Genomic DNA, 13,698 nt, shown 5'->3' with positions numbered 1-13,698 from the left:
GTGGGCGTACGCGCCCACGCCGGCGGCCGGTTCGCCGTCGTGCCGGGGCCGGGTCCGGCGGGGCGGGGTCAGGCCGGTGTGAGCAGGGCCGTGTGGTGGCGTTCGGCGGTGCGGGGGTGGGCCCGGAGCTTGCCCTTGAGCTCGTTGTAGCCGTACTCGGCGAACAGCGGGTTGGCCGGGTCGGCGGTGATGCCGGGTGCGGTGGGGGCGCCCGGGAAGGGCAGCGGCTCGATACGGGCGTCCAGGCGCGGGTTGTAGAAGAACGGCACGGAGAACCGCTCGGTGGCACCGGGCGGGCTGACGACCCGGTGGTTGGTGGCCAGCAGATAGCCGTTGGTGGCCACCTCCAGCAGTTCGCCCAGGTTCACCACGAACGCACCCTCCAGCGGCGGCACGTCGTGGAACCGCCCGTCCTCGCGGTGCACCTGGAGCCCGCCGACCCGGTCCTGGAGCAGCAGGGTGAGGAAGCCGTAGTCCTTGTGCGCGCCTACCCCCTGGTCGGCGCCGTCGTCGGCGCTGCCCGGGTAGCGGACCAGCTTGAGGTGCGGGTGGGCGCGGTCGCCGAAGACCGGATCGTAGAAGTCGGGGGCCGCGCCGATCGCGGTGAGCAGCTCGTGCAGCAGCCGCTGGGCGACCCCGCTGAGCCGGTCGATCCAGGCGAGGGCGGCGGTGCGCAGCTCGGGGAGGGCGGCGGGCCACTGGTTGGGGCCCTGGAGCCACCAGTAGGCGGCCTCGCCAGGGCCGGGGGCGCGGGCGGGACGTTCCGCGCCTATGTCGAGCTGGTCGCGCCAGTCGCGGGCGCCGCCGGTCCGCTCGTCGCCGATGCGCGTGTAGCCGCGGAAGTGGGGCGAGTTCGCGTTGTCGAGGGCGAGGCGGTCCGCTTCGGGCAGCGCGAAGAAGGCCCGCATGGCGCCGAGCAGGGCCTCGGTCTCGGCCCGGGTGACTCCGTGCCCGACGAGCTGGAAGAAGCCCACGTCGTGGGCGGCGCCGTGGAGCCGCGCGTGGAAGAGTGCCCGGGCCTCAGGTCCGCGGTCGGCGTCGGACAGGTCGATGATCGGGAGTTGGTCGTACGACGGGTTCGTCATGGAGTGCGTCCGCAGGGTGTACGGGGGCACGGAGCGGCCGCCGAGGGTAGGGCGGAGCCCCTGGGTGCCACGGGAGGGAGGAAGAGGGGGCTGGATCAGGCGGATCGCCGTCAGGCAGAACGCGGACAGCCCATGCTCGTCACGCGCACGTAGTCCACGTGTCGGCGTCGCACGAGCATCGGAAGCATGCGGCAAGAGTAACGCTCCCCTGCCGCGCTCCCGGTGCCTCCTCGGTCACATCCCAGGGTCCCTTGGGGCACGTCCGGGTGCACCTGGGCCGCACCCCCGGTGCCCGCTTCCCCCGGCTCAGCCGAGTGCGTCCTCCAGCAGCGCCCCCCACTGCGCCACCACCCGTTCCCGACGGGCGGCGTCGTCCGTGAGGAGGTTCGCGAGGCCCAGGCCGCGGGCCATGTCCAGCAGGCCCTGCACCGTCTCCCGCACCCCGGGCCGGGACTCGTCGGCACCCAGCAGGTCGACGGCGATGCGGTGCGTCTCACGGCCGACGCGGGCCTCCAGTTCCGTCACCCGCGGGCGCAGCTGGTCCTCGTCCGAGGCGGCGACCCACAGGTGCAGGGCGGCGCGGAACAGCGGGCCGGTGTAGAGGTCGACGAGGGCGGCGACCACCGCTCGGCGGTCGGCGGCACCCTGCGGGAACAGCGCCCGCAGAGCCGTGGAGCGCTCCTCGGCCACATACTCGACGGCTGCCGTGAACAGGTCCTCCCGGGTCGGGAAGTGGTGCTGGGCGGCACCGCGGGAGACGCCCGCGCGTTCGGCGACGACGGAGACCGTGGAGCCCGCCCAGCCGTGCTCGGCGAGACACGCCACCGCGGCTTCGAGGAGCCGCTGCCGGGTGGCCCTGCTGCGGTCCTGCTTGGGGACGCGTTCGGCCGTGCTCACACCACCCATGCGGGATCCCGTCTCTCGAGGAAGGCCGTCATCCCCTCGCGGGCCTGCGAGGAGGCGAACAGCCGGGCCGAGAGCGCGGTCAGATCGGCCGCGTCCCGGTCGAAGGTCTCCAGCACAGTAGCCGTGAGCAGCCGCTTGGTCTCGGCCAGGCCCTGCGGCGAGGCCCGGCGCAGTCCGTCGAGCACGGGGGCGAGGACCTCGTCGACGTCGGTGCCCGAGGCCGTGAGCAGTCCGGTGCGCACGGCCTCGGCGGCGTCGAAGCGTTCACCGGTGAGGTAGTAGCGGGCGAGGGCGCGGGGGTCGGTGCGGTGCAGCAGGGGCAGGGAGATCACGGCGGGCGCCACACCGATGCGGACCTCGGTGAAGGCGAAGGTGGCGCCGGTGGAGGCGGCCGCGATGTCGCAGGCGCCGAGTAGGCCGAGGCCGCCCGCCCGTACGTGTCCGGTGACCCGGGCGACGACGGGTGTGGGCAGCTCGACGATCTGCCGCAGCAGCCCGACCAGCGCGTCGGGGTGCGGGGGGTCGCGCAGGTCGGCGCCCGCGCAGAAGGTGTTGCCGGTGTGGGTGAGGACGACGGCGCGTACGTCGTGGTCCTCACCGCAGCGGGTGAGCGCGTCCGTCAGGCCCTGGACCAGCTCGGCCGAGAGGGCGTTGCGGTTGTCGGGCGAGTCGAGGGTGAGGGTGGTGACGCCGCGGTGGTTCGTGGCACGGACGGGTTCGGTCACGGCTGCTCCTCGGGTGCCGGCGGACGTTCCTCCGGTGGGACTTTCGCAACACGTCTCAGTACGACTTCGGCAGGCCGAGGCTCTGGTGGGAGACGTAGTTGAGGACCATCTCCCGGCTCACCGGGGCGATACGGGACACGCGCGCGGCCGTGATGAGCGAGGCGAGCCCGAACTCGCGGGTGAGGCCGTTGCCGCCGAGGGTGTGCACAGCCTGGTCGACGGCCCGGACACAGGCCTCTCCCGCCGCGTACTTGGCCATGTTGGCGGCCTCCCCCGCGGCGATGTCGTCGCCGGAGTCGTACAGGAAGGCGGCCTTCTGCATCATCAGCCGGGCCAGTTCGAGGTCGATGTGCGCCTGCGCGAGGGGATGCGCGATGGCCTGGTGGGCGCCGATGGGCTGCTTCCAGACGGTGCGGTCGCGCGCGTACGCGACGGCCCGGGAGATCGCGTAGCGGCCCATGCCGATCGCGAAGGCCGCGGTCATGACGCGTTCGGGGTTGAGACCGGCGAACAGCTGGAGCAGCCCGGCGTCCTCGTCGCCGACGAGGGCGTCCGCGGGGAGCCGTACGTCGTCCAGGGTCAGCTCGAACTGCTTCTCCGCGCTGTGGAGTTCCATGTCGATCGGGCGCCGCAGGAAACCGGGCGTCTCGCGCGGCACGACGAACAGGCAGGGCTTGAGCTTCCCGGTGCGGGAGTCCTCGGTGCGGCCGACGATCAGGGTCGCGTCGGCGACATCGACACCGGAGATGAACACCTTGCGGCCGCTGAGGATCCAGTCGGCTCCGTCGCGGCGGGCCGTGGTGGTGATGCGATGGGAGTTGGAGCCGGCGTCGGGTTCGGTGATGCCGAAGGCCATGGTGCGGGTGCCGTCCGCCAGGCCCGGCAGCCATTGTTCCTTCTGGGCGGTGGTGCCGAAGCGGGCGATGACCGTGCCGCAGATCGCCGGTGAGACGACCAGCATGAGGAGGGGGCAGCCCGCGGCGCCGAGCTCTTCGAGGACGATGGACAGTTCGGCGATGCCGCCGCCTCCGCCTCCGTACTCCTCCGGGAGGTTGACGCCGAGATAGCCGAGTTTCGCTGCTTCGGACCAGAGTTCGGTGGGGTGGCGGCTCTCCGCGATCACCGTGGTGAGGTAGTCGCGGCCGTAGCGTGTGCCGAGGGCGGCTACGGCGGAGCGGAGTGCCTTGTGCTCTTCGGTTTCCATGGCGGCATTCACAGGGGCCTCCTGGTTGTCGGCCGAGTGCGGTCCGTTCGGGTGGATCGCTGCGGTTTCCCCGCCCCCGGAGGGGCGCGTCCTTACTCCGGGCTGTGCACCACTGCCAGCAACGCACCGACTTCCACCTGCTCGCCGGGGGTGGCGTGGAGGGCCGTGACCGTTCCTGTGGCCGGGGCCGTGATCTTGTGTTCCATCTTCATCGCCTCCAGCCAGAGCAGGGGCTCCCCGGCCCGTACGGCCGATCCGACGGCCAGACCCTCGGCGACGCGCACGACCGTTCCCGGCATCGGCGCGAGCAGGGAGCCGGGGGCGTGGTCGGCGGCCGGCTCCCGGAAGCGGGGCAGAGCGGTCAGGGCGGTCGGTCCGGCGTACACCTGGTCGCCGTACCGGGCCATCTCGAACTTCCGCCGTACACCGTCGACTTCGAGAACCACGAGCCGGGCGTCCGCGTGCACGACCCGCACCCCGTCCGCTGTCAGGCCCTCGCGGGTGTGCCGGTAGCGCACCTCGTGCTCCTCGCCCGCCACCAGGTACCGCTTGACCTGCTCCTGGGACGGCAGATTGCGCCAGCCGCCGAACCGTGATCGGCCGTGCGCGCCGGCGAGGGCGGCGGCCAGGGGCGCATACGGGTCGGGGGCGGGCTCGGTCAGCCCGGGCAGATGGCGGTCGTAGAAGCCGGTGTCCATACGGGCCGCCGTGAACTCCTCGTGCCGCAGGGAGCGTACGAGCAGGTCCCGGTTGGTCACCGGGCCGTGGATCTCGGCCCGCTCCAGGGCGCCCGCGAGCCTCCGCACGGCTTCCGCGCGGGTGGGGGCGTGGACGACCGCCTTGGCGAGCATCGGGTCGTAGTGGACGCCGATCGTGTCGCCGTCCGCGTACCCCGCGTCCAGGCGCACGCCCGGCACGTCGAGGCGGTGCACAGTGCCCGTCTGCGGGGCCCAGCCCCGTGCCGGGTCCTCCGCGTAGAGGCGGGCCTCGATCGCGTGGCCGCGCGCGCGTGGGGGTTCGCGGTCTAGGGCGGCGCCTTCCGCGATCCGGATCTGGAGCGCCACCAGGTCGATCCCGAAGACCTCCTCGGTGACGGGGTGTTCCACCTGGAGCCGGGTGTTCATCTCCAGGAAGTGCGCCCGGCCGTCCGCGACCAGGAACTCCACGGTGCCCGCGCCCACGTAGTCGACGGCACGGGCGGCCCGTACGGCCATCGCGCACAGGGAGTCGGCCAGTTCGGGCGCCAGGCCCGGGGCCGGTGCCTCCTCGATCACCTTCTGGTGGCGCCGCTGGAGGGTGCAGTCCCGGGTGCCGAGCGTCCACACCGTTCCATGGGTGTCGGCGAGGACCTGCACCTCGACGTGGCGTCCGCCCTCCACGTACGGCTCGATGAAGACCTCGTCGTCGCCGAAGGCGCCGAGGGCCTCGGCGCGGGCGGCGGTCAGCTCTGCGTCCAGGCCGGCCAGGTCCCGTACGACCCTCATGCCGCGTCCGCCGCCGCCGGCCGCCGCCTTGACCAGGACGGGCAGGTCCGCGGCCGTGACCGTGGCCAGGGGTTCGAGGCCCATCAGCTTCTTCGCCCGCGTCTTGGAGGCCATCGCCTCGATCGCCTCCGGCGGCGGGCCGATCCACTTCAGGCCCGCGCCGAGCACCGCGCGCGCGAAGCCGGCGTTCTCGGAGAGAAAGCCGTACCCGGGGTGCACGGCGTCGGCGCCGGACGCGAGGGCCGCCCGCACGATCAGGTCGCCGCGCAGATACGTGTCCGCGGGCGCCGCCCCCGGCAGGCGTACCGCCGCGTCGGCCACGCGCGCGTGGAGCGCTTTCGCGTCGGCGTCCGAGTGCACGGCGACGGTACGGATGCCCAGCTCTCGGCAGGTACGGACAATGCGGCAGGCGATCTCGCCGCGGTTCGCCACCAGAACGGAATCGATCACGGGGCCCTCACATCCGGAAGACGCCGAACCCACCACGGGCGCCCTCGTAGGGCGCCGTGTGGATCGCGGACAGGCACAGGCCGAGCACGGTGCGGGTGTCGCGGGGGTCGATGACCCCGTCGTCGTACAGCCGCCCGGACAGGAACATCGGCAGGGACTCGGACTCGATCTGCTGCTCCACCATCGCGCGCAGTGCGGCGTCCGCGTCCTCGTCGTAGGGCCGGCCCTTGGCGGCCGCGGACTGGCGGGCGACGATCGACAGCACACCGGCGAGCTGCTGGGGGCCCATGACGGCGGACTTCGCGCTGGGCCAGGCGAACAGGAAGCGCGGATCGTAGGCCCGCCCGCACATGCCGTAGTGCCCCGCCCCGTAGGAGGCGCCCATGAGCACGGACAGGTGCGGGACCCGGCTGTTGGACACCGCGTTGATCATCATCGCGCCGTGCTTGATGATGCCGCCCTGCTCGTACTCCCTGCCGACCATGTAGCCGGTGGTGTTGTGCAGGAACACCAGCGGGATGTCCCGCTGGTTGGCCAGCTGGATGAACTGGGCCGCCTTCTGGGACTCCTCGCTGAAGAGCACTCCCCGGGCGTTGGCCAGCACCCCGACCGGGTAGCCGTGCAGGGTCGCCCATCCGGTGCACAGGCTCGTCCCGTACAGCGGTTTGAACTCGTCGAAGTCCGAGGCGTCGACGACCCGGGCGATGACCTCGCGCGGGTCGAAGGGGACCTTGAGGTCGCCCGGCACAATCCCGAGGAGTTCGTCCTCGTCATACTTGGGAGGGAGCGCGGGGCCCGGATCCGGGTACGCCTTGCGGTGGTTGAGCCGGGCGACCACCCGGCGGGCCTGGCGCAAAGCGTCCTGCTCGTCGACGGCGTAGTAGTCCGCGAGGCCCGACACGCGCGCGTGCATCTCGGCGCCGCCCAGGGACTCGTCGTCGCTCTCCTCGCCGGTGGCCATCTTCACGAGCGGAGGTCCGCCGAGGAAGACCTTCGCCCGCTCCTTCACCATGATCACGTGGTCGGACATCCCGGGGATGTAGGCGCCTCCGGCGGTGGAGTTCCCGAAGACGACGGCGACCGTGGGGATACCGGCGGCGGACAGACGGGTCAGATCCCTGAAGATCGCGCCGCCGGGGATGAAGATCTCCTTCTGCGACGGCAGATCCGCGCCCCCGGACTCCACCAGGCTGATGCAGGGCAGCCGGTTGGCGAGCGCGATGTCGTTGGCCCGTAGCGCCTTCTTCAGACTCCACGGGTTGCTGGCGCCGCCCCGCACGGTGGGGTCGTTGGCGGTGATCAGGCACTCGACGCCCTCGACGACACCGATGCCGGTGACCAGCGAGGCGCCCACCGTGTGGTCGCTGCCCCAGGCGGCCAGCGGCGACAGCTCCAGGAAGGGGGTGTCGGGATCGAGGAGGAGCTCGATCCGCTCACGGGCGAGGAGCTTGCCCCGCCCGCGGTGCCGCTCGACGTACTTCTCGCCACCGCCCGCCAGCGCCTTGGCGTGTTCGGCGTCCAGCTCCGCGAGCTTGACGAGCATGGCCTCGCGGTTGGCCCGGTACTCCGGGCCGCCCGTGTCCAGGGCCGAGGCAACGACGGTCACAGCAGGTCCTCCGGTATGTCCAGGTGTCGGGCACGCAGCCATTCGCCCAGGCCCTTGGCCTGCGGGTCGAAGCGGTGCTGCGCGGCGACGCCCTCGCCGAGGAGGCCCTCGACGACGAAGTTCAGGGCACGAAGGTTCGGCAGGACATGACGTACGACGGGCAGGCCCGCCGTCTCCGGCAGGAGTGCGCGGAAGCGGTCGACGGTGAGCGTGTGGGCGAGCCACCGCCAGGCCGCGCCCGTGCGTACCCACACCCCGACGTTGGCATCGCCGCCCTTGTCGCCGCTTCGGGCCCCGGCGACCAGTCCGAGGGGCGCCCGGCGGGTCGGGCCCGGGGGCGGCGGTGCGGGCGGAGCCGGCTCCGGCACGTCATCGAGTACGCGGGTGTCGTGGGCCGGGCACACCGGGATCCGTCGCCCGTCGTGGAGCACTGCCACATGATCGACGGCGTCATGTTCCACAAGTGCCGTTTCGAAGACCCCGTAGGGGGAGCCCTTTCCCGGCGGTGCGATCACATGGAAGCCGGGGTAGCTCGCGAGGGCCAGCTCGACCGCGGCGCCGCTGAGCGCCCGGCCCACCGCCTCCTGGGCGGGGTCGCGCACGACGAGCCGCAGCAGGGCGCTCGCCGTCTCCTCGGTCGGCGCGTCGGGGTGATCGGTGCGGGCGAGGTCCCACCGCACCTGCGCGGGCGGGGACTTGGCCGCCTCCAGGGCCGCCTCCATCTGGGCCTTCACGAACGCGGCCTTGGCCTCGATGTCGAGCCCGGTCAGCACGAACGTGACCTCGTTGCGGAAGCCGCCGAGCCGGTTCAGGCCGACCTTGAGCGTCGGGGGCGGCGCCTGCCCGCGCACGCCCTCGACGCGCACCCGGTCGGGCCCCTCCCGGGTGAGCCGGACCGTGTCGAGACGGGCGGTGACATCCGGGCCCGCGTACCGGGCGCCGGCGGTCTCGTACAGCAGCTGTGCGGTGACCGTGCCGACGTCGACGACACCGCCGGTGCCGTCGTGCTTGGTGATCACGCTGCTGCCGTCCTCGTGCAGTTCGGCGAGCGGGAAGCCGGGGCGACGCAGAGTCGCGGGCGCGTGCTCGGTGAAGAAGGCGTAGTTGCCGCCGGTGGCCTGCGTCCCGCACTCCAGGATGTGCCCGGCGACCACGGCTCCCGCCAGCCGGTCGTACTGGTCCGCCGTCCAGCCGAAGTGGGCGACGGCGGGCCCGGTGACCAGCGCGGCGTCCGTCACACGCCCGGTGACCACGACGTCGGCGCCCTCGCGCAGGCAGGCGGCGATGCCGTGACCGCCGAGGTAGGCGTGGGCGGCGAGGGCTCCGGGGTAGGAGGCGGTCAGGTCGTCGCCCTCGACGTGCGCCACCCGGACGGGGATGCCGAGGCGGTCGGCCAGCTCCCGTACGGCGTCGGCGAGTCCGGCGGGGTTGAGGCCTCCGGCGTTCGTCACGATCCGCACGCCCCGCTCCCGGGCGAGCCCCAGGCACTCCTCCAGCTGGCCCAGGAAGGTGCGGGCGTAACCCCCGGCGGGGTTCTTGAGGCGATCACGGCCGAGGATCAGCATCGTCAGCTCGGCCAGGTAGTCGCCGGTGACGACATCGAGCGGGCCGCCGGTGAGCATCTCGCGCAGGGCGTCGAAGCGGTCGCCGTAGAAGCCGGAGGCGTTGCCTATGCGCAGGGGCCTCACGCCCTCGCCCCCTTCGGCGGTCGACCGGTGCCCGGCGGGCCCGCGAAGGCCTGCGCGATGTCCAGCCAGCGGTCGGCGTCCGGGCCCTCGGCACGCAGGGCGAGATCGGCGCGGTGCGCGCGCTGGGTGACCAGGAGGCAGAAGTCGAGAGCGGGGCCGGTGACGCGCTGCGGAGCGTCGTCGGGGCCGTACGTCCACACGTCCTGGGACGGTCCGAAGAGTTCCACCCGGAACGGCTCGGCGGGAGCGGGCAGTCCATGGACCGCGTAGGCGAAGTCGCGGGTACGGCAGCCGAGTCTGGCGATGTGCCGGAGCCGGGCGGTCGGGGTGGGCGGGACACCGAGCGCGTCCGCCACGTCCAGGCCGTGGGCCCAGGTCTCCATGAGACGGGCGGTGGCCATGGAGGCGGTTGACATCGGCGGGCCGTACCAGGGGTGACGGACGCCGGGCGGTGCCTCGCGCAGGGCCCTGCCGAGCGCCGCACGGCTCTCGCGCCACTCGGCGAGCAGCCGCGCGGGCGGCAGCGCCGCGCCCTCGCGGGCGGCCTCGTCGACCCAGGTGTCGGGTGACTTGAGCGCCTTGTCGATCTCCGCCGCGAACGCCTCCGGCTCGGTGACGGCCACCAGGGCGGCCCGGTCCGTCCAGGCGAGGTGGGCGATCTGGTGGGCGACGGTCCAGCCCTGGGCGGGCGTGGCGAGCGCCCAGCGCTCCTCCCCCAATTCGGCGACCAGCCGGTCGAGTTCCTCGCTCTCCCGGCCCAGATCGTCGATCACTGACGACACGTCGGACACGATGCGCTCCCCTCGGGGCACGGCGGTGTGCGTGGGGAGCATGGCAGTGGACGCCGAAACAAGCAAGCATGCTTGCATGAGTTTGTTTTCCACAACTCCGCCACGACTCACACGCGCATGGCTACTGTGAGTGATGGGAGGTGGTCGGTGTGCGGAGCCGTGAACTCGACCCGGGTGCGTCGCCGTTGGACTCGCAGCGGGACCGTCCCGTGGCGCGGGCGCGCCTACGAGGACCTGCCCCGGGGATCGGGGCAGATCGCTCGGTTCGTGCACTGCTCGCGCAGCGTCATGCGCGCACGCGCGGTGACACCTGCGGCTTCGTCGTGAGACCCGGGCACAGGTTCGTGAGCTGCACACGGGTGCGTCCGTGGAACTCATGAGACCGTCCGGACACATGCGCCCACACGAGGTGTGCGGCGTAGCCGGGGACTAGAAGTAGATGATGTCCCAGTGGCTGCCTTCGTCGCAGTACAGGTCGCCTGACGGGGCCTTCCACAGCGGGAAGCCATCGCCACGGAGGCCGACGTATTGGAAGGTGTCCTTGATGTAGCCGTTGAGAGCGGGGCTGGGCCGGAGGTCGATCTTGTAGCCGTTGGCGTGGCTGTACTTCTCGCCTTCCCCGTGGCCGACCTCTGTGCCGCCCATGACGACGAGGCTCGCGACGCCGCTGGCCTTCTTGAGGTTGATCACCCCGTCCACCGTGCTGCTGAGGATCCCCTCGTACGAGACGCAGCTCGGGTTGTTCTTGTCGGTACAGCCCCCGGGGGATGTCGCCGTGATGCCGTTGGGGATCAGTCGCACCTCCGCCTCGGCCTGGGTCAACGGCATGCCGGAAGCCGAAGCGACCCCGGCGGTGAACAGCAGAGCGGCCCCGATCCCGGTGACAGTGACTGTCAGCTGGGGCAGTACGCGCATGGTGCCTCCTGAAGGTTGGGGGTCTGACGCCTACCGTGCGTCACGGAGTACAACGACCGTTCTCTGCACTGGTGCCGGGATGATCAACTCTTGCCCACCGGGGTCAGCAGCCGCGGTCGCGCCCCCACGGCGGCAGCCGACGTCGGCGGGCGGATGGTTCAGCTCCGGCTCACCGCTGGTACGCCCCCGGACGTCGGGCGGGCCCCAGGGCCCGAAGGCCGGGGGGACCACAACGTCTGGGCGCTGTCGCAATCCAGCCACTACATGTAGTGATCGGCTCGCAAGGCGGTGCTGCGCCCGTCTACCTCGCTGACCTCAGGAGGTGCCGGGTGCCCTCGCTGCGGCCGTGCGCGGCCCTCACCCGACTGCGCGTTCTGCGCAACCACTCGAATGCCACAACAGGGAGCCCGAGCGCCGATGAGGTCGATCCACCCTGCGGTTTCCTTCGTGTCCCCAGCGGACGGTCCGGCCGCGCGCCGGGGGCAGGTAGTCAGGGCACGGGGCTGACACCAGCCCCCCCGCGTTCCACCGTGTCCCAGCAATGGCCAGGAAGCGGCCTCCGGGGACGGATTCGTCAAGGGTTCACACACCTGGTTGGGTCTACTACCCTGGACTCTTAGGTGCAGCACACTGCACATATCGAGTCGAGTCCCCTGGAAGGCCCCGTGAACCCCGCCGGCACCGCCCCCTCCTCCCCGGCCCCGGCCGCGACCGCGACCGCGACCGAGTTCGCGCCGTCGGCGCGCGGCGGGCCGGGCCGACGCGGTCTCGGGCCCGTGGGGCTGGTGCTCGCGGGAGGCGTCTCCGTGCAGTTCGGCGGGGCGCTCGCGGTGAGCCTGATGCCGCGTGCCGGTGCGCTCGGCGTGGTCACCCTGCGGCTGGTCGTGGCGGCCGTCGTACTGCTTCTGGTCTGCCGGCCCCGGCTGCGCGGGCACTCGCGCGCCGACTGGGGCACGGTGGTCGTCTTCGGCACCACCATGGCCGCGATGAACGGCCTCTTCTACCAGGCCGTGAACCGCATTCCGCTGGGCCTCGCCGTGACGATGGAGGTCCTCGGCCCGCTGGCCCTGTCCGTGCTCGCCTCCCGCCGCGCGGTGAATCTGGTCTGGGCGGGTCTCGCGCTCGCTGGGGTCTTCCTTCTGGGCGGCGGAGGCTTCGGCGACCTGAACACGGCCGGTGTCGCCTTCGCCCTCTCGGCGGGCGCGATGTGGGCGGCGTACATCGTCTTCAGTGCCCGTACCGGACGGCGTTTCCCCCAGGCCGACGGGCTGGCGCTGGCCATGGGGGTGGCCGCGGTGCTGTTCGTGCCGCTGGGGATCGCCGAGTCCGGCACCAAGCTGCTCGTACCGACGACGGTCGGGCTGGGCGCGGGGGTGGCGATGCTTTCCTCGGTGCTGCCCTACACCCTGGAACTCCTCGCCCTGCGACGGCTGCCCGCCTCCACGTTCGCGATTCTGATGAGTCTGGAACCGGCGATCGCGGCGACCGCCGGCTTCCTGGTCCTCGGCCAGTCCCTGACCGCGACACAGGTGGTGGCGATCGCCCTGGTGATCGCGGCGAGCATGGGCGCGGTTCGGACCCATACCCGCCGAACCGCACCGCCGGCCGAACCCGAGGCCTGACCGGCCCGACCGGTGCGACCGGCCCGACCGGTGCGAGCGGTGGTTGGCCTCAGCGGTGGGACATGTACAGGGCCAATGCCTTGTGCAGCAGGCGGTTGAGGGGGAAGTCCCACTCGCCCAGGTACTCCGCCGCGTGCCCGCCCATGCCGACCTTGAAGCGGAGGAGGCCGAGGAGGTGGTCGGTGTCCTCCACCGTGTCGGTGATGCCGCGCAGGTCGTAGACGGCGGCGCCAAGTCCGTGGGCGTCGCTCAGCATCCGCCACTGGATCGCGTTGTTCGGCTGCACCTCGCGCCTGCGGGCGGTGGAGGCGCCGTACGAGTACCAGACATGTGTGCCGACCGTCAGCATCGTCGCGGCGGCGAGCACCTCCCCGTCGTGATGGGCGAGGTAGAGCCGCATGCGGTCCGGGTGCTCCGCCGTCAGCGCGGTCCACATCCGCTGGAAGTACGGCAGCGGGCGCGGGCTGAAACGGTCGCGTTCGGCGGTCTCCGTGTAGAGGATGTGGAAGGCGGGCAGATCGTCGTAGCCGCCCTGCACCACCTTCACGCCCGCCTTCTCGGCCTTCTTCACATTGCGGCGCCACTGCTGGTTGAGGCCGCGGTGGACGTCGTCCAGCGTCCGTCCCGCGAGCGGCACCTGGAAGACGTAGCGGGGCTGTCCGGCCGCGAAGCCGTCCTCACCGCCCGGTTCCGCCTGCCGCCAGCCCATGCGGCGCAGCCGGTCCGCCACCGAGGACGCGCCCGGTTCCTCCTCGGTCGCCGGGACGTCCCGCAGCCGCCGCGCGGCCGGGTCCGCGATCGCCGCCTTGACCGCCTCCGCGCTCCAGCGGCGTACGGTCACGGGTGGGCCCATCTTCACCGAGAAGGCGCCGCGGCTCCTCAGATACGCGAGCAGCGGCGCCAGCCACCGGTCCAGTTCCGGCGCGTGCCAGTCGATCACCGGGCCCTCGGGCAGATACGCCAGGTACCGCCGGAGCTTCGGCACCGGGCGCATCAGGACCAGTCCCGCCCCGACCGGCCGCCGGCCGTCCTCCTCGAACCAGCCGAGGCTCTCCGCCCGCCAGTCCGGCTTCACATCGCCCCACGACGGCACCTGCATATGGCTGGCGGACGGGCGGGCGGTGATGAAGGCCAGGTGTTCCTCGCGGGAGATCGGGCGGACGTGAAGGGTCATGCGGGGCTCCTCGGTGAGTGACACGGTGACACCGGCACGGGCCCCCCG

At 72.3% G+C, this 13,698-nt stretch carries 11 protein-coding genes; 1 reads left to right on the top strand and 10 read right to left on the bottom strand.

Annotated elements, in window-relative coordinates:
* Positions 1–68: 68 nt before the first annotated feature.
* The 9 genes from ABZ823_RS18070 to ABZ823_RS18030 form a co-directional block, all read right to left on the bottom strand.
* Positions 69–1,085, bottom strand: a complete 1,017-nt coding sequence (locus ABZ823_RS18070; RefSeq protein ID WP_361660813.1) for a 2-oxoglutarate and iron-dependent oxygenase domain-containing protein — start codon at positions 1,083–1,085, stop codon at positions 69–71.
* Positions 1,086–1,391: 306 nt separating this feature from the next.
* A complete protein-coding gene (locus tag ABZ823_RS18065; RefSeq protein WP_361660652.1) occupies positions 1,392–1,991 on the bottom strand; it encodes a TetR/AcrR family transcriptional regulator in 600 nt (199 codons plus the stop codon).
* Positions 1,979–2,716: an enoyl-CoA hydratase family protein gene (locus ABZ823_RS18060; protein WP_361660649.1), complete on the bottom strand. Its 738-nt coding sequence runs from the start codon at positions 2,714–2,716 to the stop codon at positions 1,979–1,981. The genes ABZ823_RS18065 and ABZ823_RS18060 overlap by 13 nt, the downstream gene beginning before the upstream one ends.
* Before the next feature lie 55 nt (positions 2,717–2,771).
* Complete coding sequence (locus tag ABZ823_RS18055) at positions 2,772–3,932, bottom strand: acyl-CoA dehydrogenase (protein WP_361660646.1); 1,161 nt, start codon at positions 3,930–3,932, stop codon at positions 2,772–2,774.
* An 80-nt stretch (positions 3,933–4,012) separates the two neighbouring features.
* Positions 4,013–5,854: a biotin carboxylase N-terminal domain-containing protein gene (locus ABZ823_RS18050; protein ID WP_361660643.1), complete on the bottom strand. Its 1,842-nt coding sequence runs from the start codon at positions 5,852–5,854 to the stop codon at positions 4,013–4,015.
* A 7-nt stretch (positions 5,855–5,861) separates the two neighbouring features.
* Entirely contained in the window at positions 5,862–7,460 is a 1,599-nt protein-coding gene (locus tag ABZ823_RS18045) for a carboxyl transferase domain-containing protein (protein ID WP_361660641.1), read from the bottom strand.
* The gene (locus tag ABZ823_RS18040) at positions 7,457–9,148 is read right to left on the bottom strand and encodes an acyclic terpene utilization AtuA family protein (RefSeq protein WP_361660638.1); all 1,692 of its coding nucleotides are present in this window, start codon (positions 9,146–9,148) and stop codon (positions 7,457–7,459) included. The genes ABZ823_RS18045 and ABZ823_RS18040 overlap by 4 nt, the downstream gene beginning before the upstream one ends.
* Positions 9,145–9,939: a TIGR03084 family metal-binding protein gene (locus tag ABZ823_RS18035; RefSeq protein WP_361660635.1), complete on the bottom strand. Its 795-nt coding sequence runs from the start codon at positions 9,937–9,939 to the stop codon at positions 9,145–9,147. The genes ABZ823_RS18040 and ABZ823_RS18035 overlap by 4 nt, the downstream gene beginning before the upstream one ends.
* Positions 9,940–10,368: 429 nt before the next feature.
* The gene (locus ABZ823_RS18030; protein WP_361660633.1) at positions 10,369–10,854 is read right to left on the bottom strand and encodes a hypothetical protein; all 486 of its coding nucleotides are present in this window, start codon (positions 10,852–10,854) and stop codon (positions 10,369–10,371) included.
* A 665-nt stretch (positions 10,855–11,519) separates the two neighbouring features.
* On the opposite strand from ABZ823_RS18030, the gene ABZ823_RS18025 reads away from it, so the two are divergent.
* The gene (locus ABZ823_RS18025; RefSeq protein ID WP_361660810.1) at positions 11,520–12,476 is read left to right on the top strand and encodes an EamA family transporter; all 957 of its coding nucleotides are present in this window, start codon (positions 11,520–11,522) and stop codon (positions 12,474–12,476) included.
* Positions 12,477–12,525: 49 nt separating this feature from the next.
* Here ABZ823_RS18025 and ABZ823_RS18020 read toward each other — a convergent pair whose 3' ends face one another.
* Positions 12,526–13,650, bottom strand: a complete 1,125-nt coding sequence (locus tag ABZ823_RS18020; RefSeq protein ID WP_361660630.1) for a peptidoglycan bridge formation glycyltransferase FemA/FemB family protein — start codon at positions 13,648–13,650, stop codon at positions 12,526–12,528.
* Positions 13,651–13,698: the final 48 nt, after the last annotated feature.

It is taken from the genome of Streptomyces sp. NPDC047079 (genome assembly GCF_040643755.1).
Taxonomy (GTDB): Bacteria; Actinomycetota; Actinomycetes; order Streptomycetales; family Streptomycetaceae; genus Streptomyces.
Note: the sequence above shows the minus strand (reverse complement) of the source record. Positions and strands in the feature narration are given on the sequence as shown.

Bases quoted from the DNA above. Each gene is read 5' to 3' on its own strand.
- ABZ823_RS18030 (WP_361660633.1), bottom strand. From the start codon at position 10,854: ATGCGCGTACTGCCCCAGCTGACAGTCACTGTCACCGGGATCGGGGCC.
- ABZ823_RS18065 (WP_361660652.1), bottom strand. From the start codon at position 1,991: ATGGGTGGTGTGAGCACGGCCGAACGCGTCCCCAAGCAGGACCGCAGC.
- ABZ823_RS18020 (WP_361660630.1), bottom strand. From the start codon at position 13,650: ATGACCCTTCACGTCCGCCCGATCTCCCGCGAGGAACACCTGGCCTTC.
- ABZ823_RS18070 (WP_361660813.1), bottom strand. From the start codon at position 1,085: ATGACGAACCCGTCGTACGACCAACTCCCGATCATCGACCTGTCCGAC.